General features: G+C 48.0%; 29 protein-coding genes. 22 read left to right on the plus strand and 7 right to left on the minus strand.

Annotated features, from left to right (window positions below; translation table 11 throughout):
- Positions 1-59: 59 nt before the first annotated feature.
- Positions 60-518, plus strand: a complete 459-nt coding sequence (locus M3212_RS07865; RefSeq protein WP_251193414.1) for a VanZ family protein — start codon at positions 60-62, stop codon at positions 516-518.
- A gap of 4 nt (positions 519-522) precedes the next feature.
- On the opposite strand, the gene M3212_RS07870 is transcribed toward M3212_RS07865, so the two are convergent.
- On the minus strand, positions 523-1,164 hold the full coding sequence (locus M3212_RS07870; RefSeq protein ID WP_251193415.1) for a TVP38/TMEM64 family protein: 642 nt from the start codon (positions 1,162-1,164) through the stop codon (positions 523-525).
- 156 nt (positions 1,165-1,320) lie between these two features.
- Between M3212_RS07870 and M3212_RS07875 the strand changes: the two genes are divergently transcribed.
- The 9 genes from M3212_RS07875 (at position 1,321) to M3212_RS07915 (ending at position 10,317) form a co-directional block, all read left to right on the plus strand.
- Complete coding sequence (locus tag M3212_RS07875) at positions 1,321-2,604, plus strand: LysM peptidoglycan-binding domain-containing protein (RefSeq protein ID WP_251193416.1); 1,284 nt, start codon at positions 1,321-1,323, stop codon at positions 2,602-2,604.
- A 257-nt stretch (positions 2,605-2,861) separates the two neighbouring features.
- Entirely contained in the window at positions 2,862-4,472 is a 1,611-nt protein-coding gene (locus tag M3212_RS07880) for a copper resistance D family protein (RefSeq protein WP_251193417.1), read from the plus strand.
- 50 nt (positions 4,473-4,522) lie between these two features.
- Entirely contained in the window at positions 4,523-6,835 is a 2,313-nt protein-coding gene (locus tag M3212_RS07885) for an AAA family ATPase (protein WP_251193418.1), read from the plus strand.
- A gap of 1 nt (position 6,836) precedes the next feature.
- The gene (locus M3212_RS07890; protein WP_251193419.1) at positions 6,837-7,256 is read left to right on the plus strand and encodes an acyl-CoA thioesterase; all 420 of its coding nucleotides are present in this window, start codon (positions 6,837-6,839) and stop codon (positions 7,254-7,256) included.
- A gap of 61 nt (positions 7,257-7,317) precedes the next feature.
- Entirely contained in the window at positions 7,318-7,554 is a 237-nt protein-coding gene (gene tlp, locus M3212_RS07895; RefSeq protein ID WP_251193420.1) for a small acid-soluble spore protein Tlp, read from the plus strand.
- 173 nt (positions 7,555-7,727) lie between these two features.
- On the plus strand, positions 7,728-8,048 hold the full coding sequence (locus M3212_RS07900; protein WP_251193421.1) for a hypothetical protein: 321 nt from the start codon (positions 7,728-7,730) through the stop codon (positions 8,046-8,048).
- A gap of 37 nt (positions 8,049-8,085) precedes the next feature.
- Positions 8,086-8,913, plus strand: a complete 828-nt coding sequence (gene nadE / locus M3212_RS07905) for an ammonia-dependent NAD(+) synthetase (RefSeq protein WP_251193422.1) — start codon at positions 8,086-8,088, stop codon at positions 8,911-8,913.
- 68 nt (positions 8,914-8,981) lie between these two features.
- On the plus strand, positions 8,982-9,455 hold the full coding sequence (locus M3212_RS07910; protein ID WP_251193423.1) for a DUF4352 domain-containing protein: 474 nt from the start codon (positions 8,982-8,984) through the stop codon (positions 9,453-9,455).
- A 4-nt stretch (positions 9,456-9,459) separates the two neighbouring features.
- The gene (locus M3212_RS07915; protein ID WP_251193424.1) at positions 9,460-10,317 is read left to right on the plus strand and encodes a PHP domain-containing protein; all 858 of its coding nucleotides are present in this window, start codon (positions 9,460-9,462) and stop codon (positions 10,315-10,317) included.
- A gap of 55 nt (positions 10,318-10,372) precedes the next feature.
- Here the strand turns inward: M3212_RS07915 and M3212_RS07920 are convergent, their stop codons facing one another.
- Positions 10,373-11,050, minus strand: coding sequence for a reverse transcriptase-like protein (locus M3212_RS07920; RefSeq protein WP_251193425.1), 678 nt, complete (start codon positions 11,048-11,050; stop codon positions 10,373-10,375).
- A gap of 177 nt (positions 11,051-11,227) precedes the next feature.
- On the opposite strand from M3212_RS07920, the gene metA reads away from it, so the two are divergent.
- A complete protein-coding gene (gene metA / locus M3212_RS07925) occupies positions 11,228-12,136 on the plus strand; it encodes a homoserine O-acetyltransferase MetA (RefSeq protein WP_251193426.1) in 909 nt (302 codons plus the stop codon).
- A gap of 28 nt (positions 12,137-12,164) precedes the next feature.
- Here metA and M3212_RS07930 read toward each other — a convergent pair whose 3' ends face one another.
- The gene (locus M3212_RS07930; RefSeq protein WP_251193427.1) at positions 12,165-13,724 is read right to left on the minus strand and encodes an HD domain-containing phosphohydrolase; all 1,560 of its coding nucleotides are present in this window, start codon (positions 13,722-13,724) and stop codon (positions 12,165-12,167) included.
- Between the two features lie 168 nt (positions 13,725-13,892).
- Here M3212_RS07930 and M3212_RS07935 point away from each other — a divergent pair, with 168 nt between their 5' ends.
- Positions 13,893-15,110, plus strand: a complete 1,218-nt coding sequence (locus M3212_RS07935) for an EAL domain-containing protein (RefSeq protein WP_251193428.1) — start codon at positions 13,893-13,895, stop codon at positions 15,108-15,110.
- Between the two features lie 136 nt (positions 15,111-15,246).
- On the opposite strand, the gene M3212_RS07940 is transcribed toward M3212_RS07935, so the two are convergent.
- On the minus strand, positions 15,247-15,549 hold the full coding sequence (locus M3212_RS07940) for a YppG family protein (RefSeq protein ID WP_251193429.1): 303 nt from the start codon (positions 15,547-15,549) through the stop codon (positions 15,247-15,249).
- Between the two features lie 13 nt (positions 15,550-15,562).
- Positions 15,563-15,994: an Hsp20/alpha crystallin family protein gene (locus M3212_RS07945; RefSeq protein WP_251193430.1), complete on the minus strand. Its 432-nt coding sequence runs from the start codon at positions 15,992-15,994 to the stop codon at positions 15,563-15,565.
- Positions 15,995-16,136: 142 nt separating this feature from the next.
- Here M3212_RS07945 and M3212_RS07950 point away from each other — a divergent pair, with 142 nt between their 5' ends.
- The 5 genes from M3212_RS07950 (at position 16,137) to M3212_RS07965 (ending at position 20,486) form a co-directional block, all read left to right on the plus strand.
- Positions 16,137-17,057, plus strand: coding sequence for a dipeptidase (locus tag M3212_RS07950; RefSeq protein ID WP_349774178.1), 921 nt, complete (start codon positions 16,137-16,139; stop codon positions 17,055-17,057).
- Positions 17,058-17,084: 27 nt separating this feature from the next.
- Positions 17,085-17,363 carry a hypothetical protein gene (locus M3212_RS22390; protein ID WP_354570804.1) on the plus strand — a complete coding sequence of 93 codons (279 nt, stop codon included), beginning with the start codon at positions 17,085-17,087 and terminating at the stop codon, positions 17,361-17,363.
- 488 nt (positions 17,364-17,851) lie between these two features.
- Complete coding sequence (locus tag M3212_RS07955) at positions 17,852-18,616, plus strand: SurA N-terminal domain-containing protein (RefSeq protein WP_251193431.1); 765 nt, start codon at positions 17,852-17,854, stop codon at positions 18,614-18,616.
- Positions 18,617-18,924: 308 nt separating this feature from the next.
- A complete protein-coding gene (locus M3212_RS07960) occupies positions 18,925-19,860 on the plus strand; it encodes a chemotaxis protein (protein ID WP_251193432.1) in 936 nt (311 codons plus the stop codon).
- 320 nt (positions 19,861-20,180) lie between these two features.
- Positions 20,181-20,486, plus strand: a complete 306-nt coding sequence (locus tag M3212_RS07965) for a HesB/YadR/YfhF family protein (RefSeq protein ID WP_251193433.1) — start codon at positions 20,181-20,183, stop codon at positions 20,484-20,486.
- On the opposite strand, the gene M3212_RS07970 is transcribed toward M3212_RS07965, so the two are convergent.
- Positions 20,468-21,406, minus strand: coding sequence for a nucleoside hydrolase (locus tag M3212_RS07970; protein WP_251193434.1), 939 nt, complete (start codon positions 21,404-21,406; stop codon positions 20,468-20,470). The genes M3212_RS07965 and M3212_RS07970 overlap by 19 nt on opposite strands.
- Positions 21,407-21,501: 95 nt before the next feature.
- Here M3212_RS07970 and msrA point away from each other — a divergent pair, with 95 nt between their 5' ends.
- Positions 21,502-22,044, plus strand: coding sequence for a peptide-methionine (S)-S-oxide reductase MsrA (gene msrA, locus M3212_RS07975; RefSeq protein WP_251193435.1), 543 nt, complete (start codon positions 21,502-21,504; stop codon positions 22,042-22,044).
- 261 nt (positions 22,045-22,305) lie between these two features.
- Positions 22,306-23,490, plus strand: coding sequence for an alpha/beta hydrolase (locus M3212_RS07980; RefSeq protein WP_251193601.1), 1,185 nt, complete (start codon positions 22,306-22,308; stop codon positions 23,488-23,490).
- A 114-nt stretch (positions 23,491-23,604) separates the two neighbouring features.
- Here the strand turns inward: M3212_RS07980 and M3212_RS07985 are convergent, their stop codons facing one another.
- Entirely contained in the window at positions 23,605-23,844 is a 240-nt protein-coding gene (locus M3212_RS07985; protein WP_251193436.1) for a DNA alkylation repair protein, read from the minus strand.
- Between the two features lie 119 nt (positions 23,845-23,963).
- Here M3212_RS07985 and M3212_RS07990 point away from each other — a divergent pair, with 119 nt between their 5' ends.
- From M3212_RS07990 to M3212_RS08000, 3 genes are read left to right on the plus strand one after another with little or no spacing between them, the layout of a single operon-like run.
- A complete protein-coding gene (locus tag M3212_RS07990) occupies positions 23,964-24,833 on the plus strand; it encodes a VOC family protein (protein WP_251193437.1) in 870 nt (289 codons plus the stop codon).
- Positions 24,834-24,891: 58 nt separating this feature from the next.
- Positions 24,892-25,233 carry a DUF5665 domain-containing protein gene (locus M3212_RS07995; protein ID WP_251193438.1) on the plus strand — a complete coding sequence of 114 codons (342 nt, stop codon included), beginning with the start codon at positions 24,892-24,894 and terminating at the stop codon, positions 25,231-25,233.
- 25 nt (positions 25,234-25,258) lie between these two features.
- Positions 25,259-25,705 (plus strand): DUF948 domain-containing protein, encoded by a 447-nt coding sequence (locus M3212_RS08000; protein WP_251193439.1) that lies wholly within the window; start codon positions 25,259-25,261, stop codon positions 25,703-25,705.
- Positions 25,706-25,808: the final 103 nt, after the last annotated feature.

A 25,808-nucleotide genomic window follows, 5' to 3' on the forward strand; every position in this document is an offset into this window, starting at 1 on the left:
GTCAAACCTCAGGATCGACGAAATAATAGAGGAGGATGAAGAAGCAGGAGGCTAAGATGATGAAGCAGCAAACGCTGATTTTACGAACATTGCTTTTCCTATATATCGTTGTGGTGCTCTATATTACATTGCTGGCCTGGAATTACGGGGCTTCCCTCGGACCGGCGGGACCAGGCGGTCGAAATTATAACCTCATTCCTTTTCGGAGTATTTACCGGATCGGCGTTTTTAGTCCGACGATTCTTGATCCTTTGCGAATTTTAGTCGGCAATATTCTTCTCTTCGTTCCGTTAGGCTTTTTACTGCCGGCGCTCTGGAGACCTCTTCGTCACGCGCTTGTCGTTGTCCTGATCGGCATGGGCTTCTCGATCATGATTGAAACGAGTCAATTTCTGTTTACCCACCGCGTCGCAAATGTCGATGATGTGATCCTGAATTCCTTAGGAGTATGGATCGGGTACGGTTTCTTTTATGTGTCACTATGGCTGAAACGCCATATTGTTCTGTTTCATGCATGAATTGCTACAACGGTTTACGGTCAACCGCCGCGGCATGCCGGTTAAAAAAGCGGTATATGAGATACACAACGAGTAAGAATCCTGCATAAACGAAACAAATAAAAACAAGATTTCGCGGACTCGTCACAAGTGAATTACCGACGACGGCAAACAAAAACATCGACGGGATTTTCCCGAGAGACGAAGCGCAAGCATAGGGCCAGAACGGAACGCGGCTTAAAGCAGAATAGATATTAACGACGATTGAAGGAATAACCGGGATCAATCGTGAGATGAAAATCGTCATAAAGGCGTTTCGTTCGAATAAATGAGTGATTGTAGCTGTCTGCTTGTACCGATAAAGCAGGGAACGACCCCAATCTTGAAAGCCATATCGCACAGCGGAAAACATGATGATTGACGCCAGCGATGAGCCGAGCCATGTCAGACCGCTTCCGACCCAGGGACCGTAGGCTGCGCCAAGGATGCCGCCAATCACCGGATAAGGAATTACCGGAAAGAGGGCAAACATCGTTGCTGCCACTGAGGTTAAGATGAGTGAATGGGTTCCGCCCGACTGCAGCCAGTGCAATAGCTGCTCGCCATAAATGGAAAGCAAAATGGCGATGATTACATAGCTTAAAACAAGAAAACTCTTTTTAATCATAGTCATTCCTTTCGTGCTGAATCTGTTTATTTTAGTTTCTCATACTGCTGCCAGTTTGTCTCTACGCTGTCCCTGACATGTTCGTGAATTTTTGTGATAGGATAAGCTGCTCCGGCGTACAATGAAGCAAATGTACTGGGGAGAGGGGAAAATGCTGTGCAAATTCACGTTGTGAGACCAGGTCAGACACTGACTGGTATTGCCAATGCCTATGATTCAACGACAGAAGCGATTATTCAGGCAAATGCTCTTCCAAACCCGAACAACCTTGTGATCGGTCAAACATTCGTTATTCCGGTAAGCGGACGCGTCTATTATGTTCAGCCGGGTGACAGCTTATATGAGATCAGCCGTCGTTTTCAAGTGTCGATGGAGGAGATTATCTCGTTAAATCAGTTAAACCCAAATCAGCCACTGGCGATCGATCAGCGCCTTGTTTTGCCGCCGCGCAACCGGATCGCGATTGATGTCAACGGCTATATTGAGCCACGACCGCCATTGGATACGGAGCCTCGGGTTATTCAGAATGTCGGGAATGAATTGACATACTTATCGATTTTCAGCTATCATGTGACAGCCGAAGGGGGGCTTGTCCCGGTCGAAGATACCCCCTCGATACAAGCTGCTTATCCATTTCAAATTGTCCCGGTGCTCGTCCTTACCAATATGGTTGAAAATCAATTTGACGCCGATGTTGGAGAGGCGATATTGAATGATATCAACCGGCAAAATCAAGTGCTTGATCAAGCTTTTGCAATTATGGCGGAAAAGGGCTATCTTGGCTTAAACATCGATTTTGAGCATTTACGTCCGGAGGATCGCGAGCCGTATAATCAGTTTTTACGCTTGGCGGTGCAGCGTGCGAGGGAACATGGTTATACGGTGTCGACGGCATTGGCGCCAAAAGTCAGCGGCGAACAGGCCGGAGCATGGTATGAAGCACATGATTATCCAGCTCATGGAGAAATTGTCGATTATACCGTGCTGATGACTTATGAATGGGGCTGGAGCGGAGGACCGCCAATGGCTGTTGCTCCGCTTGACCAGGTAAGAAGGGTGGTAGAGTATGCGGCATCAGTCATGCCAGTGGAGAAAATCATGATGGGTATTCCGCTTTATGGCTATGACTGGACACTGCCATATGAAGAGGGTGGCGAGTTTGCTAGGGCGATCAGCCCGCAGCAGGCGATTGAACTGGCTGTTCAGTACGGAGCGACGATCCAGTATGACGAGCAAGCCCAGTCCCCGTTCTTCTTCTATCAGGAGGAAGACGGTACGGAGCATGAAGTCTGGTTTGAAGATGCGCGCAGCATCCAGGCGAAGTTTGATCTCGTCAGGGAGTTAGGGCTGCGCGGGGTCAGCTATTGGGTTCTAAGAATTGAATTCCCGCAAAATTGGCTGTTAATTCAGGATAACTTTGAAGTCAACAAACGGGTCTGAACCTCAATTGTGAGCTAAAAATGATCGGTCCGGGCAGGGCTAAAGCAGCTGTCAAAGCATGCTAAAGTGATGATTTCACCAACTCAACTGGAGCAGGAAAGGGATACCGCTTTCCTGCTTTATTTTATACGAGGTGAGGCTCGGCTTCTCTTCTATGTTCTCTTCCTCAATCTTCTGTTAAAATTAAAGCAAAGTGGTTTTGTAGGAAATGTAATAACGACATCACCCTGCCGGAAGCTTGGAGGCTTATACTTACTATGGAAATTATCGGTAATCTCTTACTTTATGCCAGTTTTATTGGATTAACAGGCTATTTCACATTGTCTTTTTTTATGTCTAAGGAACAGGGCGCAGTCACGCTGCCGCTCTGGCTGTTGAAAGCCGCTGTCCTCGCGATCCCGCTGGCGCTTTTCCTGACGGTAGTCCGCCTTGTCTATATGCTTTACAGTCAATTTCAGGTGGAATTATTTGAGGCGATTTTCACGGTGCTGCTGCAATATGCCGCGGGACAGGCTTTCTTGTTTGCCAGCGTGTTCGCCTGGATACTGATGAGCATCGTAACATTGTCACAATCAAGGAAAACGGCAGCTTTTGCCCTTTTTTTGCTTATTGTTTTAATCGTTACAGTTAGTTGGGCCGGCCACGGTGCTGCCGTCGCCGGTATAACAGGATTGATCGGCAACAGTCTTCATCTGGCCGGAGTTGCTGTCTGGATCGGTCCACTCACGGTAATCGCGTGGACGGCCAAAGAAAGGCTGCCGGGAGAGTTTTTCCGCTGGTTTTCCCCGCTTGCCGTTTTAGCAGTCCTGGTTGTTACCTTATCCGGTTTTTTGTTGATGAACGATATTGTCCCGCAATACGTGCAAGCCTGGCAAATCACTTATGGACAGCTTCTCCTGCTTAAGCATTTGATCTACGCGCCGCTGCTTCTGTTCGGTCTTCACCATTTTTGGCTTGGCAGGCGGAAGCAGGAGGAGCTGAATGCCAGTGGAGTGATAGGAAGCTTTCGGCTTGAGTCGTTGCTCGCGTATCTCATCCTGGCGATTTCGGCATTTATGACGGAGCAGACGCCACCCCATGAAGTAGCCCAAACATTGCAAACGGAGTCAATCGTCTCCGTGCTGTTCCTCTATCTTTCCGAGCAGCAGCTTCAATCCGGTATGATCGGTTTTGCCCCTTCTTTTATGGCAATCGTGATTTTAGCCGGAGCGGCGGTGCTTGCCGTGACTGCTTTTCTTCTTTTGCGCCGGAACAAGCTTCAGCTCGTGTTTTCGCTGTTTCTGCTGAGTATTCTCGTCGGGTATCACGGCGTGATGTCCAGTTTGATTGTACAGGATGAGCAGCCGGGGGATCAGACGGTTTATCCGACGATCGAAAGCGCGATTTCGCAACCCTATGAACGTGATGATTTGATTGAAATTGCTGTTGCCCGGCAGGAGGAAGAGGAATGGCATGTCGTCTACACCGTCAACGGCGAGCAGCTCGTTGCTGAAAAGCTGGAGCAGGTTGAAGGCGGCTTTAAGCGGCTACCTGCGGCGATGCTGACTGTCGGTGGGACGGCGGTCATGGAAGAAGAACAAAAAATCCGCACGTTTCGTGTGGAAAGCGGCAATTGGCATGATGATGAGTATGCGGCGACCTATGTCACCTTCGGCATGATTCAGCAGCCGGAAAATGTCGCCAGAGTGCAAATTCATTACGAGGGCGGCTCCTTCATTGCTCCGCTCGAAAATCAAGTGTTTCTAAATGTGACCACAAGCAATGAGAACTGGCAGGAGGAACATCCGATTGATTTTCTCGCGGACGATGGCACAGTGATTGACACCTATGCCCGTAATGTCATGGAAAGAGGGGTCTACTGCCATTAAGAGTGTCATCGTGATAAAATGAGGCAGAAGAGTCAAGAGGACGTGATAAAATGTTACAGCGAAAATGGTCACTGGAGGCCATAAAGCAGTGGATTGAGATTGGAAGCGAACAAGAACAGTCGTTGCAAGAGGCAACAGCATGGGAAATCCTTGAAGAACTTGAAGGGAGGGACGAAGAACTGGCTCCCGTTTACCGCGCCCAATTATATGCTTTACTGGCTGAAGCGCGGCTCGGACGGACGGGACAGCTTGATCCCGTGATTGAGCGTTGGCAGCAGAGGGCGGTCGCTCTTTCTCCTGAAAATAAATGTGTCCAGCAGCTCACCTGCAAAACGATCCTGAAAAAAATAGAGGAGCGTTTGCGGCTGCCTGATTTTCCAGTTATTCGCGAAACCGATCATAGCGCGGCTAAGAAAAAGGCAGCGAACGAATACCGCCGGATCGCCGAACGGTTTTTCGCCTTTGAGAAAGCCTTCATCAATGAGCAGAAGGAGCTGCCGGATTCTCTTCACGATCAAGAAAAAGGAGAGGTGCTTGAGCGTCTGTATCAGCTCGTGGCGGAGCTGAGTCAACCCTATTCCCGCATTTTGGACGCTACGGCTGAATACGCCGACTCGGTTAAAGGTGTGTACTATTCCGCTTCCCAGTTTAAGCAAATAAAGGAGGCGGAAGGAGAGATTAAAGCAATCTTTGCCCGGATTCATGATCTATTGCCGCAGTCGACGGAGGAGAAAGAGCCTGAAGCTCTTGCGGAATTGGAATCGCTTATCGGCCTTGCCGAAGTAAAAGAGCGGATTGCCAAGCTTCATCGCTTTCTGCATTATCAAAAAGAAAGACAGGAGCAGGGCTTTCAAATAAAAGACGGCATTGCGATGCACATGATTTTAACCGGAAATCCCGGGACAGGCAAAACTCATCTTGCCCGCGTGATCGCGAAAATTTATTATGAGCTTGGCCTTTTGACACGAAATGAAGTGTACGAGGTTGACCGTGGCGCCCTCGTCGGCGCCTATGTCGGTCAAACAGAAGAGCAGACCCAAAAGGCCATTGAACGGGCACTTGGCGGGGTACTGTTTATCGATGAAGCATACAGCCTGCGCCGGGCGGATGCTTCGGGAAACGATTACGGACAAGCGGTCATCGATACGCTCGTTTCGGCGATGACGAGTGGCAAATACGCAGGTCAATTTGCGGTTATTTTAGCCGGCTATCCCGCGGAAATGCGCACCTTTCTTCGCTCCAATCCGGGTTTGCGCAGCCGCTTTCCCGAACAGAATCATATTCACCTGTCAGATTATACGATTGACGAGCTGCTGCAAATCGGGGCGAAGATGGCTCTGGAGAACGATTATATGCTGACACAGGGAGCGAAAAGGGAGCTGCAACGGAGAATTGAGCAAGCGACGGTTGATGAGTCGTTTGGCAATGCCCGCACGGTGAAAAACCTTGTGCTCGAGGCGATCTTTGAAAAGGGAGCCGAGCTGACGCTGGCTGAAGCACAAGCCGATGACTTCGTGTTTCTCGATGCCGAGCATTTTCAGGCAAAGGAGGAAACAGGACAGGATGCGATTCAGACTCTGGATTCACTGGTCGGCCTGGATGCGGTGAAGCAGGAGATCAAACGGCTTACCTCATTCGCCGATGTTCAGCAAAAGCGGCGCGAGCAGGGACTGCAGGCGCTGCCGCTGCAACTTCATGCCGTCTTTACCGGTAACCCGGGGACCGGCAAGACGACAGTTGCTGAACTGTTAGCAAAAGCATTGCATGAAATCGGCCTGCTAAAGAGAGGGCATCTCGTTGTTGCTGGCCGCGCGGATCTTGTCGCCGGCTATGTCGGTCAAACCGCGCAAAAGACGAAGGAGCTCGTCCGCGACGCGCTTGGCGGAGTTTTATTTATTGATGAAGCCTACGCGTTGCTTTCATCTGGAAAAGGCGACTTTGGCATGGAGGCGATCCACACGCTCGTTCAGGAAATGACGATCCACGAGGAAAACCTCGTCGTCATCCTCGCCGGATACGAGCAGGAGATGGAAAAGCTGCTTGCCAGCAATCCCGGCTTACGCTCTCGCTTTAAAAAGCAGCTCGCCTTTGAGGATTACTCGAAGGAAGAACTTGTTGAAATTGTGCTTGATCGCGCTGAGCATGCTGACTACCGCTTTAGCCAGCAGGCGAAGACCATGCTTGAGGCAGAGGTCGTGCCAAAGAAGCATCCAGCCAACGCTCGCTATGCGGTGGATGTTTTCGAACGGCTTGTACAGCTTCAGGCTTTGCGCCTGCAGGAGCAGCAGGCGCATGACGCTGAACAGCTAATGACGATTACAGAAGAAGATATACGTTTGCTCGTATCCGAAGGGGGACAATAGTATGTATGTGACAGAAACACCGGTCGTCGTCCGCTATGCCGAAACGGATCAAATGGGCGTCGTTCACCATTCCAACTATCTTGTCTGGTTTGAGGTAGGACGGACTGAATTGATCAAGGAACTTGGCTTTCATTATGCCGAAATGGAAAAGGAAGGGATTCTCTCTCCGGTGACGGATATCCAGGTTTCCTATAAGAATCCAACGACATACGGCGAAACCGTAACGGTAAAAACATCGGTCGCACGCTACGACGGACTGCGGGTGACCTATCATTATGAGGTTGTCAACGCATCAGGCGTGATCTGCGTCACTGGAAGCAGCACCCATGTCTGTGTCAAAAAAGATACGTTCCGCCCCGTCTCGATCCGCAAGCACCTGCCCGACTGGGATCAGGCTTACAAACGAATCGTGCATGTATAAATACGAGGAAGCTCTCCATACTAATGAACGCAACACCTAATTACTTTTTGGAGGGGTTTTGATGGCAAAGCCGGATAATCGTGCTGATAATGCAGAAAAGCTGAAGAAAATGAAGGAAAACACGAAGCATAACATGGAGGCTGCGAAAGAGGCAGTCGCCGATACGGACATGTCACGCGAACAGAAGAAGGCGGTAAAAGCCAAGAATAAAAGACGGAAAGAAAGCATGAAGGCGTTCGATGCGGAAATCGCCGATGAAATCGACGCCCGTAAACACGGCTATCAGAAAGAGCGATAGAAGCGGCGCTGGTAAGAGGATGCCGGTTGCTGCTTCAAAAGTGTGCCACAGGGGAATTTTCCCTTTGGCACACTTTTTTTCTCCCTTTCAGCAGGTCGGAGCTCCAATCAAAAGAACGGTAAAACGTCTTTTCCTATGCTATAATGACAAGAATATTAGATGGAGGGGTCAAGATGGCATTTGGAATCAAGAGGGCAGAGTTAATAGCCTGGAAGAGGCAGGCCGAAGCGGGAGAGATTGCGTTTCTCACCCATTACTGGCTGGATGAGCGCTTTCCGGACTGTACAACTGTTACAAAAGTCGCTTGTGCTGACCGGAAGAAGCTTGTAAAGTGGGGGAGGCAATATGGTTTAAAGGAAGAGTGGATCCATCAGCGTGAGCCTTTTCCTCATTTTGATCTGCTTGGGGAGAAACAGCGTTTTATCCTGTCTAAAGAGGGAAAAGAAGAACAGTTAGTGAAGTTGGGGATACCTACCATTCAGCATAAAACTTGATATAATAGGAGACAAGAACTTGATAGGAGGATGAATGATGGCAGTTACACAGAAATCGATTATTGCTGATTTACAGTCCCAACGTGAAATTGATCCAAAGATCGAAATCCGCAACCGCATTAACTTTTTAAAGGAATATCTTGTCCATAGCGGGGCAAACGGCTTTGTGCTTGGAATCTCGGGAGGACAGGACTCAACACTAGCTGGTAAACTGGCGCAGCTGGCGGTTGATGAATTGAATCAGGAGGCGACGACAAAGACGGTCAGTTTCTACGCGATCCGTCTCCCGTACGGCGAGCAGTTTGATGAAGAAGATGCGAAGGCGGCGGTGGAATTCATCGCACCGACGAAGGCGCTGACGATTAATATTAAAGAAGCGGTCGATGCCTCGGTTCGCGCGTTTGAGGCAGCCACAGGTGAAACGCTATCGCATTTCGCGAAGGGGAATACGAAGGCGCGTGAACGGATGAAAGTCCAATATGATGTCGCCGCTCATTACGGCTGCCTTGTCATCGGCACGGATCACTCCGCTGAAGCGATCACGGGCTTTTTTACAAAGCATGGCGATGGTGCGTGCGATATCGTCCCATTGTTCGGCTTATCGAAGCGCCAAGGAAAGGCTTTGCTTAGAGAGCTCGGAGCCCCGGCTCATTTATACACAAAAGCCCCAACCGCCGATCTTGAGGACGACAAGCCGGGTCTGCCGGATGAAGTGGCGCTTGGGATGACATATGAACAGCTTGACGATTATTTGGAAGGCAGAAATGTTCAAGCTGACGTAAAAGAAAAAATTGAAGCTCGTTATCTACAGACGGAACATAAACGCCAGCTTCCTGTTACCATTTTCGATACATGGTGGAGGTAAAAGTTCTGGTATAACCTCTCTCCATAAATCATAACGTACTAGGAAGACAAGGTGAAGGAGAGACAGAAATGATGAAGGGGAAAGTATTACTTTTTTTAAGCTTATGTTTAGGATTGGTTGTATTAATTGGCTATAGCGGACTGAACCAGTCAGAGGGGCGGACAACCTCTGTTGTCTCCAGTGATGGGCAGGGCCGCGAAGTGAACGGCCTTGAAATTACATTGAATGCCGTCAGAACGGAGCCGTCCGAAGAAGCCGGCTCGCATTACGTGATTGCTGATCTGACTTTGGAGAACGTTCGTGACACGGTGTATGAATTTTCGATGTATAAGATGACGCTGGTCGATCAGGAGGGGTATGCGTATAATCATGTCTCCTCGATCGAAACGAAAGGCATTCTCGGCGGTCAGCTTCATCCAGGTCGCACGAATCGCGGGGAGGTCGCGTTTCTTGTGCCTGAAGGAAGTCAATATGAGCTGGTCTATACAGACCATTTGCGGACCGGCCAGCTAGTTTGGGATATTTCCCTGAGTGAGGAATAACATAATGACAAAACATCCGAAAAATGCCGATTTACATCTGCATTCAACCGCTTCAGACGGAGGGTATTCTCCGTCTGAATTAATGAAAAAATGCAGCCGGGCGGGCCTTGAAATCGTCGCCCTGACGGATCACGATACCGTCAGCGGGATTGACGAAGCGCGTCAGGCAGGACAGGAGCTTGGCATCACGGTCATTCCCGGCATTGAATTTTCCACTACATATCAAGGAAAGAGCATACATATCCTCGGCTATGCGTTCGATTGGAAGGATCGGGCGCTGCAGCTGATGCTTGCTGAGCAAAAAGAGCTGCGGCAGGAACGGCTGCACACGATGCTTGACAGACTCGCTGCTCTCGGTCTCAGGGTAACGCCGGAGCAGGTGCTGCGCTATGTCGATGGCGGAAGCGTCGGTCGGCCCCATCTCGCTAAGGCGTTAATTGATGCTGGCTATGTCGGATCAGTGGCCGAGGCGTTTGACCGTTATTTAGCTGAAGGCAAACCGGCCTATGTCGAGAAATCAAAGGAATTGTCGATCAAGGAAGCGATTAACTGGATTCATCAGACAGGTGGCATCGCTATTGTCGCCCATCCGCTTTATTATGATAAAGATGAGGATATTAAAAGGTGGGTGTTGGAGTGGGGCCTTGATGGCATCGAAGTGTATCACCGTGATCATGATGATCAGGCGATCGCCCGTTATTGTGCTTTAGTGGAGGAGATTGAACGGGAGCAAAGGAAGACACTTTATGTGACCGGAGGCTCGGATTTTCATCATGAAGAATATGGCCGGGTGCCTGAGCCGCTCGGCGTGACCCGGCTCGATACCGGACTGGCCGAAAAAGTCGCCCGACTTTTGAAATAAAAGCCAGGATGCCTTGACGTGAGGCATCCTTGAGGTTTATGCTGTCAGCTCCCAGTTACGCCTTTGGCGGCCGGCTGCTGCGTTCAATCGTACTTTCAATCTGAATGCCGCTCAGCGCCTGTCCCGCCAGGCTGTCGGCTTCTTTATTCTGATTGCGGTCAATGAGCTGATAATGTAAAATAAGGTCAAGCTTTTTGCTCAGCTGTTCGATCCGCTCGAGCCATGCAATATAGTGCTCTTCATAGCAGGGCCATTCTCCGGCCGCCTGATTGGCGACAATCATCGAATCGAGGTAAATCGTCACTTCCTGACGGGCTACATCCATGCTCTCCAGCTCCTGGATGCAGCGGTATAGAGCAGCGTACTCTGCTTCATTGTTATCCTGGAGTAGCTCAAGGCAGTCATTGAAACGCCGCCGCCAATGTGAATGATGCTGTTCATAATAGATCGCAACGCCAATCCCGGCTTTTTTTGTTTCGCGATCATAGCCGCCGTCGATATAGGCTATGACGTCCTGCGGCTCTGTTTCCAGCTGCTTAAGAAAACGGAGAATTTCTTTTTTCGTCCAGCTCGATTCCTGCTGATCGTAAAAAACAACCTCTTTGAGCCGGCCTGTTTTTTCAAGGTCTTCCACGAGCTGAAGCGCTTCTTCAAGGCGCAGCCATTCCGACAGCAGCTCGAACTTTTTGCTTGTCTTGGCTGGCTGATAGTGGCATTCTACGCGAACTTTCATTGTCATCACCCTTTATAGAAGAAAAGCGGCACGGCCGATTTTCTTCATAATAATTGCGAAATCATCTTATTCATGATAAGTTAAATTATCGAAATGTTACGTTTTTTTAGTAGTATGGATGGAGTGAAAAGAGAACATACGAAAAACAGATTCAATAGTAAAGGAGTTCGTACTGCAATGCCGATTAAAATTCCCGATCATTTACCTGCTAAAGAGATATTAAATGCAGAAAATATTTTCGTCATGGACGAGAGCCGCGCTTACACTCAAGACATTCGTCCACTAAAGATTGTGATCTTAAATTTGATGCCTGTCAAGGAGACGACTGAAACTCAATTGCTGCGCTTACTCGGTAACTCGCCATTGCAAGTGGAAGTCTCATTGCTTCACCCGGATACTCATGTTTCCAAAAACACCTCACATGAGCATCTGGCCTCCTTCTATAAAACGATTGATGAGATTAAGACGGAGCGCTTTGACGGCATGATCATCACCGGGGCGCCGATTGAAAAGCTGGAGTTTGAAGATGTTGATTACTGGAATGAGCTGACCTCGATTATGGATTGGAGCGTCAACAATGTAACATCAACGATGCATATTTGCTGGGGAGCCCAGGCCGGGCTTTACCATCATTATGGCATAAAAAAATACCCGTTAGCCGAGAAAAAATTTGGCGTGTATACGCATACGATTGAGAAATCGAATGTCAAGCTGCTGCGGGGGTTCGATGATGAGTTTCTGGCGCCGCATTCCCGGCATACGGAAGTAAGGCGCGAGGATATCGAGAAGGTGAACGATCTTGAGTTGCTCAGCATGTCGGAAGAGGCCGGCGTGTATATCGTGGCTTCAAAAAACGGCAAGCAAATCTTTGTTACCGGGCATTCGGAATACGATGCCTGTACGTTGCAGGAGGAATACGAGCGCGATGTAACGAAAGGGATGGAAATCGACGTACCGGAAAATTACTTTCCTGAAAACAACGCTGAAAAACTGCCTAAATTGAGATGGAGAGCGCACTCCAATCTTTTATTTTCGAACTGGCTCAATTATTATGTGTATCAGGAAACACCTTATCATTTGGAGTAGAGAAGCAAAAACAGAGGAGTCCGCGCGATCACTTTACCGAGAGCGCGGACTCCTCGTGTTTTGCCGGCTGACCGGCTTCCCTGCTTTTTTCTTTTAGCTGTTCCTGTTCCCGTAACCACTCTATAAAATAATCAACGTAGAGCTCATCCCATTGTGTTCCTTTTCCAGCTTCCAAAATCGTAATCGCTTTTTCCACGTCCATTCCTTTCCGGTACGGGCGGTCGGACGTCATTGCATCGTACGCGTCGGCGACAGCAAGGATTCTGCCGATTACCGGTATTTCTTTGCCGCTGAGCTGATCTGGATAGCCGCGCCCGTCCATCCGCTCATGGTGGGAGCGGACACCCGGGAGATAGTCGGCCATCAGCTCAGGCGGCTGAATTTGCTTTAAGATCTCTTCGCCACGCACCGGATGCTCTTTAATAATGGTGAACTCCTCATCGGTCAGACGACCTTCCTTTAACAGGACGGCGTCGGGAATGGCGATTTTCCCAATATCATGCAGCAGGCCGGTTTTCTTGATCAGCGCGATTTTTTTAGCTGAAAAGCCCGCTTTGCGGCCGATTTCGACGGCGTACCGGGCGACGCGCTCCGAATGTCCTGCCGTATAGGCATCACGGGCGTCGAGGGCGGCGGCTAATGTCGAAAAAAAGCTTTCGTTCATTTTCCGGTTCATCACTTCCCGTTGCTCTAGCCCTTCGACCATATGATTAAAGCCTTCGGTAACGGTCGCGAACTCATCCGAATAAACTTCCCCAAGCCGCACGTCAAACTTTCCCTGCTCCACCTCATTCATCGTTTTTGTCAAGCGCGCTAATGGCGTCATAATGGTCGTATAGAGCAGCCATGCGCCGTACATTGACAGACAGATGCCGATGGCGAGCACAATCAGTGACCAGCTAATAAATTGCTCCATTGGCAAAGACGGGTTTTGTGAGAGCCGGAATTGAGTGGCGACGCTAAAAAGAAGCAGCGGAAAAGCTCCGATCAACAGAGCGCTCAATTGAAATTTCGTGCGGATGGAGACGAGAACTTTGCCATGAAAGGATAATTTTTCTTGATACAGTTCCAAAGAAAGCTGTTGAAGTCGGAGCAGGACGGGTTCTACTGCCTGTGATGTTTTAAAATATTCAATCATGGCATGCATCGCGGAGATGAGCCCGGCACACAGGAGCGCATAAAACAAATAATCATAAGAGAAGGAAAGCTGACCTTTGCGAATCGCCTGCCATGTTAAGAGAAGGGCGGGAATGCTTAATCCGAACAGATGGGGGCCCATTACCCTGAGCCCTGTCAGCATCGGGAAGCGGTGAGCTTGCTCGTATGCGGTTCTCAGTTGTTCTTTTGAGGGAACGGGGGTGTTGAACGCTTGTTGAATCGGCTTGCGGTCGCGTCGGTAAATCAGCCATTCGACGACAAGCATGATGAAAAAGGAGAGGATCACAATCCGCAGCAACACTGGAATATCGCCACGCTCAAGCTGAAGAGTCGTGGCAAACAGCACGCCACCCACCCCGATGACAGAGATGATGGAGCTGATAAAATAGTATTTAAATAATTGCGTCACAAATGTTTGGTACGTACCCATGTGCGGCTCGGCCTCTTTCTTGAAAGTGATTGATAGTATCTATTGTAAAGCGCCGGGCGTTATGGAACAATCCCTTTTCTGAAACGTTCTAATTTTGTCACGCCGTTCACCGTTTTTTTAAAGCTGTGATATAATTAAAAGGCAAGGGTTTGTTAGGGAGGTGGATGAATGGATCCATTAGATGTCATGATGAACAAACAGCTGATCAGGCCGTATTTTCAGCCGATTATCAGTGCGGATAAGCAGCTGGTCGTCGGGTATGACGTATTGGCAAAGCTGGAGACAGACGAGGGCGTAAAAGGCTTTGACGATCTTCTGGAAGATAAAAGTATCCCCGATGAATATAGATTGGAATTAAACGAATATCTACAGCGGGGCGCGCTGGACGTTTTTGTGACCACCGATCAAACGTCGACATTGTTTTTTGCCTATGATATTGAACTGTTGTATAAAGATAATGCGGAGACGTTCATCCGTTGTCTTGAATCGTATCAGCAGTATGATCTGAATCACCACCAGATCGTCCTGAAGCTAAAGGAAAGCGAAATCGTGGAACGGATCAGTGAATACAAGCATTTTTTCGCCTATATACAAAGCACGGGTATCAGAATCGCCATTGACGAGGTGGGAAAAACAGGCAGCTATTTGGACCGGATCGCGATGTTAAAACCGAATATCGTCAAGGTGAATGTCGCTTTTTTGGATGAGGACGCGCTGCCTCATCTGTATCGTGAAGTTCATCATTCCTTATCGATGCTTTCCCGCAAAATCGGGGCGACGCTGCTGTTTGACGGAATAACGAATTTTAATCAGCTCAATTATGCCTGGAGAAATGGCGGCCGCTATTATCAGGGCTCGTATTTGCAAGGGGAGAAGGCTGACTTTGTGGAAGCGGACTGCTGCAAGGAAAAAATGCAAAAAGAATTTCAGCATTTTATTGTGTATGAGCGCAAAAAGATGGAAGCTCAGCTGGCATTAACGAATGAATTAAACCAGCAGCTGAAGCAGGTCATGAAAATGATGAATCCCGAAGATACATATGACGAAATGATTATGAAAGTGGCAAAAGAATGCGACGGGTACGCGTTTCGGGTGTATCTTTGCAATGCGGAGGGCTTCCAGCAATCGTCGAATGCTGAAAAGAATGCAGAGAAAAGCTGGGTGCTTCGTGAGGAAGGGCGCTTTAAAAATTGGAGCTGGCGTCCGTATTTTTTAGAAAATATTGTACGAATGAATATTGAAAAGAGAGGCTTTCTTTCGGATCTGTACACGGATATTGACCGAGATGAACGAATACGGACCTATTCCTATCCGATTTCAGAGGACCTTTATTTGTTTCTTGATATTCCTTACGATTATTTATTTGAACAGGAAGGCTTGCTGTAAAGCAGGTCTTTTATGCTATTAAGCGCCAGGGCAAACATAGAAACAGATAACAAGCCTTGCAAGGGTGCTGGAGCGGCTTTTCCGTGCAAGGCTCACTCGGACACTGACTGCGTTTATCAGGTGAAAGAGATGCGTATTATTTCTTCAAAAAAAAGCTGCCAATCTGTTTGACGATCGGGCTGACCTGGCTTACGGTTTTCACAACTTGATCAACAGTTTGGACGGTCCGGCCGACATCAAAGCTGCCGTCTTCACCGATGAAGGCTGATTTTAAAAATGAAGTCTTCTTCGGTTTATAGCCAAAGGCTTGAGATGATGGGTTCATTTGCTGCATATATTGTTGGTAGGGACGTCCGGGCCGTTGGTGCGGCGGGAATGGATACGGATGGTGGCCGTACTGGTAAGGCGGCATTTGTCGGTTACGCTGCCGTGGAAACATGTTTGTTCCTCCTTTACGAATCAATTGAGATCGGCTTGCGCTTTGTTGGGATCACAATGCGCAGCAATCCGTTTTTATAGCTGGCTTTGACGCTTTTCTCATCAATGTAGAACGGAACCGGAATCGTCCGCTGGCGAATTTGGGTTTGTGAGTGGCGTTTGGTCACACCTTTTGTATCATCAGCGTACTCGGTATGTTCTTCATTATTAATTTGAATCCGGATGGATTGTCGATAGATGTCAAGCTGAATTTGCCGTTTGTCTATTCCGGGCAATTCAGCTTCAGCGATCCAATGCTCCTGGTCTTCGCTGATGCGAACCGGAATCGGAGCAAGGAACAACGGATGATCGTGTAATTGCTGATATGTGTTAGTAAAGAAATCATCAATCGATTTTAAAATATCATGATAGCCATGACTTTTTTTGGACTCGCGTTGCTCAGACATGTCCGTCCCTCCTCCTGTGTGCGTGTTGTTACTATATCCATATGTGGAGGTTCGATAAATGTGCATGCCGTCAGCGGATTCAGCGGCCCTAATTCAACAGGAAAACCCGTTGTTATCTTTTCTTAACGAAAGGAGATTGTCTGTGATTATTGATACGCATTGCGATGCTTTATTAAAGCTGTGGGAGCAGCCGAACCGTTCCTTTTTCGACTCAGCAGAAATCGATACGAACGCCAGCCGGCTAAAGGCAGGGAATGTCCAGGTTCAGCTGTTTGCAATTTTTGTCGAACCGTGGATCAAGCAGGAGCAAAAATTCCAGGTGGTGCTCGAGCAAATTTCGCTTTTTCACGAGAAGATTATTTCCCCGTATCCATTTATGCGCCATATTACAAAGTGGAGCGAACTGGATGAGCTGCAGGACGGTGAAATCGGAGCAGTATTAACGCTGGAAGGACTTGATCCGATCGGTGATGATCTGACGAAGCTGTCGATTTTGCTCCAGCTTGGTGTGTTATCAGTCGGATTGACCTGGAATCAGGCCAATCTCTGCGCAGACGGCGTCGGCGAGCCGCGCGGGGCCGGGCTGTCGCTGCTCGGCAAAGAGGTAGTCGAGCTACATAATAAGAAGCAGATAGTAACGGATGTCTCGCATTTGAGCATCCGGGGCTTTTGGGATGTGATCGAGTTAGCCGATTATCCGATTGCCAGTCATTCCAATGCCTATAAGCTGTGCGCACACCGCCGAAACCTGCTGGACGAACAAATTTGCGCTCTTGTTAAGCGTGACGGCTTTATCGGGCTTGTCTTTCACCCGCTCTTTCTGACGGAGAAGGAGCAGGCGACGATAGATGATGTTCTGCGTCATGTCGAACACATGTGTGACCTCGGGGCAAGCCGTCATATCGGCTTCGGTTCGGATTTTGACGGGATTGATGTTTATGTCGATCAATTGAAGCATAGCGGGCACTATGGTAAACTGGTCAATGAATTGGAAAAACACTATTCTGCTACAGTTGTCAAAGGTTTTCTCGGGGATAACTTCAGAAGGACGGTTCCAAAATAAAATAGAATAAAGTGAGGTGGCACTGCATTGAACATAACAGATAAAGCACGCGACTTTGTGAAAAGCACGATGGAAGAGCACGGCATCTCTACAATCCGGGTCGTTTTCGCAGGCATGGGCTGAGGAGGTCCAAAGCTTGGACTGGCTCTGGATGAGCCGGCAGAAACCGATGTAAGGGAAACGATTAATGGGATTGAAGTTGCGATAGAAGCAGGAGTAGTAGAGAGTGTCCGGACAGTTACTCTTGACTATCAGGAAACAGACGGTGGTGGCGGTCTTGTCATTGTCGGACAGGACCAATGCTAACAATAACCGTCACAACTGAATGATGGGGAATCAGAGAAAGAGGCAGGAACCAAAAGTCAGGTTTGGAATGAAACGATGGACTGGCAGAAGACAGCCGGTTCATACCGATTTTTATCAGCAGGTTCAGACTTCGTTCGCTGCTTTAGAAGGCTGGGACAAAAGGGTGTTTTTCCCCCTTTTGCCCAGCCTTTTCTCAATGTGCGGACTTGCCGTGTGTGGAGCTATTACCGAGGCGTTGTCTTAAGCTCCTTTTCCTCTTTTCGTTCCAATGGAATCGAAAATTTACACAGTTTTTGAAAGTGTATTACAACCCTTCCTTTCCGCGGTGGAATAACAAGGTTTTTGGCGTCTTCTTTCTTTCATATATTTTCATATTAAAGCTTGTTAGTGGCGAAGCTGGCGGAGGAAGCGACTGCTCGCGGTGTAAGGAGATGTCATTTGTGTTACAATAGCTAAAGGTTTTGATAAGGAAGGGGATTGAGAAAAATATGAAAAAGATGTTTATGATTTTTGGGACTGGCCTACTGGCTCTCAGTCTGGCAGCATGTGGTGGAGACTCGGAACAACAAGCCGATACCCCGGAGGAAGATGTAGCAGAGACAGATCAACAGGCTCCGGAGAACGAAGAAGCTGCACAGGATCCTCAATCAGTCCTTGATACGGAGAATATTCCCGACGTCATCGCAACAGTAAATGGCGAGGATATCAATAAGGATATTTATGTTGCTTCCCTGGAGCAGCAGGCCAACCTTTTGTTGGCGCAAGGGATTGAGCTTGAAAGCGAAGAAGCCGCCGGTTATCTTGAAATGCTTGAAGAGCAGCTGCTTCAGCAAATCATTAATGAGCGGATGATTATCCAGGCAGCGGATAACGAAGGAATTGAAGCGACGGACGAAGAAATTGACGCCGAGCTTGAATTGATCACTTCTCAATTTGAATCGGAGGAGCAGCTTCAGGAGGTTCTTGATGAGCAAGGTGTGACGATGGAAGAATTACGCTCTGATATTTCCGATTTTGTGAAGCGTGATAAATATGTTGAAGCTCACACAACGACCGAGGAAGTATCGGAAGAAGAGCTTCAGGCTGCTTACGATGAATTAGCGGAAATGGCCGGAGAAGACGGAGGACTTCCGACATTCGAAGAATATCGTGAAGAGCTTCAGGCTCAACTGCAAAGTGAAAAGCAGCAGGAACAGCTTTCACAGATTATCGAAGATTTACGGGCGGAAAGCGACATTACGATTCATATTTAACAGTGCAAGGCAGCGAACTGAGCGGCATCAGGCGGGAAGAAAGGAAGCTTTCTTTTCCGCCGGTACCGCCGGATCGCTGCTTTTTTGCTGAGAAAGCCGATTTTTAAGAAAAACCCGCAAAGTGTTGTTCCATCCTGCCTTTACAGCGGCTAAAACGAATACAGCCACTTTTTCCCTCTATTTTCGAAAAATAAACTTGCCCGATGATACCGGCTCTTATACACTAGAGGTATCAATACTGTTCTTTTCGTCTTAGGAACAAAGGCGCAATGGCTAAGGCGGACAGGAATAATGGAGGAGTAGGCCGAATGCAGTTGAACAATAACGGGATTTTGCTGGAAAGCGGTACGAATGAACTGGAGATTGTCATGTTTAAAGTCGCTCAAGGCACATTTGGAATCAATGTTTTGAAGGTGAGGGAAATTATAAATCCGTTGCCGATCACCGATACTCCAAATGGACATGAGCATGTAGAAGGCGTCATCCGTTTACGGCAGGAGGTTATTCCAGTCGTTGATTTGGCAAAAGTGCTTAACTTGCCCGCATCGGAGGAGCCAAAAGAGGATAAATTTATTATTTCCGAGCTGAATAAGATGAAAGTCGCCTTTCATGTTCATAGTGTATCGAGAATTCACCGGATTTCATGGGAGCAGATTGACAAGCCGAGTGAACTTGCGCAAGGACATTTAAGCCATACGATCGGCATCGTAAAGCTTGAGGATGAGATGTCCCTCTTGCTTGATTTTGAAAAAATTGTTGTTGATATTAACCCTGATACAGGGCTGAGTGTTGATCGTGTCAAAGCGATGGGCGTACGGGAACGGTCAGCAAAAAGAATTTGTATTGCCGAGGATTCGGCTGTGCTGAGAAAGCTGCTTTCTGATACATTAACGGAGGCTGGCTATACCAATTTGACTTTCTTTGAAAATGGAAAAATGGCATGGGAGTTTCTTGAAGGCAGGGCGCTTGAAGGGAAGGACGCTGTTGCCGAAGTGATTGATATCCTTATTACGGATATTGAGATGCCGCAGATGGATGGACATCATCTCACCTTGCGCTGCAAGGAAAGCCCGCAGCTTCAGCATATTCCGATTATTATTTTTTCTTCTTTAATTACGGAGGACTTGTTTCATAAAGGTGAGAAAGTTGGGGCCGAGGCACAGATCAGCAAGCCGGAAATTGTTCAGCTCGTTGAGAAAATTGATAAACTTCTTGCTGAAAGTCAGGCCCAGGCAACAGCATGAGGAAATCCTGAAGGTCAATCAGCTAAGGGGGCCGGTGTTAAATGGTGCAATCATCCATTTAATCCGGCTTCTTTTTTTGCATTTGCTTCAAGCTTTCGTGCTGTTCTTTTGTCAGCAGTCCTAATTTAAGAAGCAGCAAGCCATAGAAGTTTGTTTTTGTCATCACGACACTCCTTTATTTTTTGTTGGGGTTACAACATATTATTCGCCGATGCCATAAAAGTTTCCTTAGATAAACTTTTATGGTCTTACGCCTGCTTGTGTTTTTTTAGACAGTCCGATAATAAATTGATATGATAGCTAAGAAGGAAGTGAGTGAAATGAACATTACAATTACAAAGCCGGCTTTACAATGGTTTAAAGAAGAATTTTCCTTTCCAGCCGAGGGAGAAAATTATATTCGTTTATTCGCCCGCTATGGTGGATGCGGCTCAATTCAAAGCGGCTTTTCATTAGGAATCACGCAGGAACCTCCTGCTCAAATAGGGGCGCAGACAACAGTGGACGGGATTATATTTTATATTGAGGAAGCCGATATCTGGTATTTTAACGACCACGATGTCACGATTAAATACAGCCGCAAGCTCGATGAAATCGAATTCGTTCATCAAAAATCAGAAGGCTGAGTGGTAAAAATGTGAAAAACATGTTGAAGCACAGCTGTAGGATTGACGTCGAGCGCGATGCGTGGAAGAGGCCCCGCGGGTTGTTCTGAGAGAGGACGCAGATCGGCAACCGTCATTCCTCTGCTCAGTCCTGCCGCCGTAATAACCTCAACATGGTAGAGGCCGTAAGAGAACAGGTCAGGTTCAGCGAACGCGACGAGCGTCAGTAAATCATGAACCGGGATTGTGCTCGTGCCATTTTCCTGATTGTTGAAACGCTGATAAAACTCAGCCAGCCGCCGAATCAGCGGATTGGCACCTGCTGCTTCCATCTCGGTAAAAAATCTGGGTGGGTAAAGGACATCATTGGTGACATTTAAAGGAATGATCGTGAGGTTGGCCGCCTGTTGCACGACAATTTCTGCCGCTGCGGGATCGTCGTAAATATTGGCCTCGGCGAAGGGGGTAATATTTCCGGGCACAGAAAAAGCTCCCCCCATAAGATAGAATTCTTTGATGCGATTCATCAAAATAGGATAGAGCAGAAACAGCGTTGCTAAGGTGGTAAGTCGCCCCAATGTGACAATCGTAAGCTCTTCGGCATGCTGTTCAATCAGTGGAATCAGCTGATCGATGTTTTCGGACGGTTGGTCAATGAGCAGAAAGGGCTGCAAATCTCCCAATCCGTAAGGACCGTGGATCGTCGGCTGGACATCTGGCGCTTCCCCAGTGAATGGACGTTCTGCTCCGGTGAAAACCGGTATGTCGCTTCTCCCGCCTTCTTTTAATAAATAAATGCTGTTGCTCAAGGCGTAGTGGCGAAATGTATTGCCGTATTCGGCGACAACAGCGAGAATATCGAAGGATGGCTGGCGTAGTGCATAGAGCAGCGCAATAGCATCATCAATGCCTGGATCGGCGAAGAGAATCATTTTTTTCATGAGATCACCCTATAATTTTCTTTATTTAGTGTATGTGAGTGCCGCCCTTTTTAGTCGGTGAATAGAAAAGAGCAAATCAGGAAGGAGGGAATACAATGAACGGAAATCAAGAAATCAATCGCTATCAGAAAGCAACGTTTGCCGGGGGCTGCTTCTGGTGTATGGTCAGCCCGTTTGAAGAACAGCCGGGAATCATCGCCGTCGAATCGGGCTACATGGGTGGTCATATCGAACATCCAAGCTACGAACAAGTAAAAGCAGGGGACAGCGGTCATTATGAAGTCGTCCAGATCACCTTTGATCCAGAGCTGTTTTCTTATCAAAAGCTGCTTTCCCTTTACTGGCCGCAAATTGATCCGACCGACCCGGAAGGTCAATTTGCTGATCGCGGGCCGCAATACCGCACCGCGATTTTTTACCATACAGCCGAGCAAAAGCGGCTGGCGCAAGCTTCAAAAGAGGAGATCGCAGCAAGCGGCCGTTTTAAAAAACCGATCGTAACGCAAATAAAGGAAGCGGAAGTCTTTTACCGGGCAGAGGAATATCATCAGCAATTCCATAAGAAAAATCCAGCCGAATATAAACAGGACCGTGCGCAGTCCGGCAGGGACGAATTTATTAAAGAGAACTGGCGCTAGGCGGGCTTCAGCCGCTGCTATTGGGGATGTGTCAAAAGAAAATGACTTTTCCTTTGACACATTTCCTCTTTATTCTCACACTTGGACAAGTTTTTCAGTATATAATATTGTAAGCGCATACAAAACAAAGATCGACACGATTCGTCATTGTGTAAGAATCTATTAAAATGTTGTAAAAACTCTTACAAATCTATGTGAAATTTGATATGATGGAGATAATAGAATTGTCAGACATCTAAGGAGGGGAGCATAGTGAGAAAATTGATAAATAAGTTTACACTTTGGGCAAGCATTGTTTCATTGGCAGGGATCGTTTGCGCCTTAATTGTGATTATTTCCGTTCATTTTTGGACTCATACCGAAGCCGGCAAAGTCCCACCAAAAACAGCTGTGCTCCTCCATGCCGTTCATCATAATCTTGTCACGCCGGATATGAAAGCGCCAAGCTTCTTTTCGCAGGGCGGTAAGCCCAGCTATACAAGCCAAATGATTGACATTCCTGTTTCCGATGGTAGTAAGATCGAAGCAAAGATGTACCAGCCTCTTCAGGAAGGTCCGCATCCAATTATTCTCTATTATCACGGCGGCGCTTTTATGGAAGGCTATGGCAGTATTCATACACATGATAACATCGTCCGTTCTTTAGCAGCACGGACAAATAGTATTGTGATCGCGGTCGGCTACCGCGTCGCCCCGAAATACCCGTTTCCAACAGCGATTGAGGACAGCTATGACGCGCTCAGATGGGCGGAGTCCCACGCCGCTGAAATCAATGGAGATCCAACGAGAATCGCGGTTGTTGGTGACAGTGCGGGTGGAAATATTGCGACCGTTGTTTCGCTGATGGCCCGGGATCGGCAGGGACCAGATATTACAGCCCAGGCCTTGCTCTATCCGCTGACGACTTTTCAGGATATCGAGTTTGATTCACGCCTCAAGTATGATAGCGGCTACTATCTGTTGTCACGAAATGTCATGCTCAGGGCACGGGATACGTATACGCCGGACCAGTCGATGTGGAATCTGGCTTATACGTCGCCGCTTGAAGCGGAGGATTTATACCGGCTGCCGCCGGCTTTAGTGATTACGGCTGAGTTTGATCCGCTTCGCGATGAGGGGGAAGCATACGCAGAGCGATTAGCCGATCATGGCGTCCCCGTCGAGGCGATTCGCTATAATGGTGTGATGCATGGCTTCATTTCATTTTACGAGGTTATGTACCGTGGCAACCATGGTTTAAGCGAAACGGCGAAGTTTTTACGTAATTCTTTTGAAACGGAGCCGCAATATGAGCCGTATGAGCTTCACGTCTTTAACGGAGTAAAAGGAACCTCACAGTTGCGGGATCAGGTCGAGGCCTATGCGATTGGCAGCTTTTTACTTGGCAAACAGGCGCTTTCCTATTTAAGCCCCGAATATGCTTCAGGAGAAAGCCGGGTTCCATAAATACATGGAGATGCATCAAAAGGAGTTGTTTTTTTTCCTTTGATGCATCTTTTTTTAAATGAGAAGAAAAGTATAAAGGGAGAATTCAAGAGGAAGCGACGTCACGCCCCTTTCTTAATGCTGAGCACGTTTTATGAACATTTGCTCATCCTCGATCAGTCCGCATGTCGCGCATTGCACCTTAAGCTGCGGCCCCCGGTAAGGAAGATGGAAAGGACCGGCCTCATCCGCTTGATAAGACTCCAGAATGTCACCACTTTTTGCATCGATTTTAACAGGGGTTGCGACCTGCTCGATTAAATTAAAGCGTGAGCGGTTTGTTTTACAGTTTGGACAAAGATATGGATGTGTCATAGAATCCCTCCTTACGATAAGTATTTCCTTTTTTTAAAACTTCATCACTCGACAAATGAAACATTCTCACATAAAATGACGACATATGATTCAGGACGATGAGAGGAGGAGTGGAGTAGATGAAAGAGTTTCATCATGCGCACAACATCCATGTTGGGCAGGTGGTTTTGAACGTAAGCGATTTACAGCACTCACTGAAATTTTATACGGAGGTGATCGGCCTCCGAGTCCTAGAGGAAGAAGCACGCCGAGCGTCGCTGACCGCTGACGGACAAGCACCATTGCTCGTGCTCGAACAGCCGGAAAATGTCTCGAAAAAGCAGGGGCGAACCACAGGCTTGTACCATTTTGCCCTGCTTGTGCCATCACGCCGCGAGTTAGCGGATGTATTTCGCCATTTGCTGGAGGTGAAATGGCCGTTGCAAGGAGCGGCGGATCATTTCGTAAGCGAGGCGATTTATTTGGCAGATCCGGATGGCAATGGAATTGAAATATACAGCGACCGCCCAGCTGCGACATGGAAGTGGGAGAATGGCGAAGTGCTGATGGCGACGGAGCCGCTTGATTATCAACATCTATTGTCAGAAGAGGCAAAGGAATGGAGCGGGATGTCCGAACAGACGATCATTGGTCATATTCACCTTCATGTTGCGGAATGGCCGGAGACGGAAAAATTTTATTGCGACGGACTCGGCTTCGAAATCGTTTGTCGCTACGGACAGCAGGCACTTTTTGTTTCAACCGCCCGCTATCACCATCATATCGGCTTAAATACATGGAATGGTCTCGGCGCGCCTGCTCCAGCGCCGGAAAGCGTTGGGCTGCGCTATTTCACGCTCATTATGCCAAGCGTGGAAAAGAGAACGGCGGTCGTCCAGCGCCTTCAGTCACTTGGTTTCCCGGTAACCGAGCTTGATGGTCGCGTTGTGGTTGAAGATCCTTCAGGTACGGCCATTCACCTGCTTACGTATGGAGAGAAAGTCGTTTAACTGAATACAGTCAAGGGTAAAAAGAGGTATGCGACTCAAGTAAGAAAGGAGTGGTCACATGCCTCTGACTGCCGAGCAGGAGAAACGGAAGCTCCCACCGAAGCATCGAAAGGATGAGAAACGGGCCGAGGAAAATGAGCGCTTTGAGAAGCTGTTAGATAAGCTGGAAGAGATGACCACGAACGGCCGCCTGAAGGATATGGCCTATCACTTCACGAACAAAAAAGAGGTGATTAAGGTCAATTTGCTTGCCGGCATCTCCCGCGGCGTCGGACTGACGATCGGCACCGCCCTGTTTATTGCCCTGCTTGTTTTTTTGTTAAGCCAGATGATTTCTTTGCCGGTTATCGGAGAATCTATCGCTAATTTACTGGAAGTTGTGGAACAATATCGTGAATGATAACAACAAACATTGAGGTGATTGGATGGATTGGTTAGGGATTGGAGTATTTATCATAGCTCTTGGATTTGCTGTATTGGTCGGATTTCTCATTCCGGTTTTACGCAAGCTGACAAACACGCTTGACCGGACGGCGACCACTGTCGCCCAGGCCGAGAAAACATTGCAGGATGTCACAAGCGAGACGAAGCTTGTCTTATATAATACAAATGAGACGTTGATCGATATCAACCATAAAGTCGCGAAGCTCGATCCGGTATTTGACATCGTCGAAGAAGCGGGAAAAGCCGCCCATCATTTGACGTCGACTGTGTCAGCTTACACGTTTGAGCGGAGTGAGCAGGCGAAAGCGGGAATCGACGCTGCCGAACGGAAAAATGTCAAAGGGCTGATGAAGTCAATTGCCTTCCTCTACTACTTACGAAAAGCAAATAAAGCGAAAACAGAGAAAAAAGCCGCCGTGCTCTCCTGATGAGAGCAGTAAGAAAAGGCCCTCCCGCAAGCTGAAGCTGATCTTGCGAGAGGGCTTTTTTGAAATGTCGTCGTTTACGAATCATCTTTGCAGGAGTTAGAAT

The sequence above is a fragment of the Halalkalibacter oceani genome (genome assembly GCF_023715705.1).
Taxonomy (GTDB): domain Bacteria; phylum Bacillota; class Bacilli; order Bacillales; family Bacillaceae_D; genus Halalkalibacter; species Halalkalibacter oceani_A.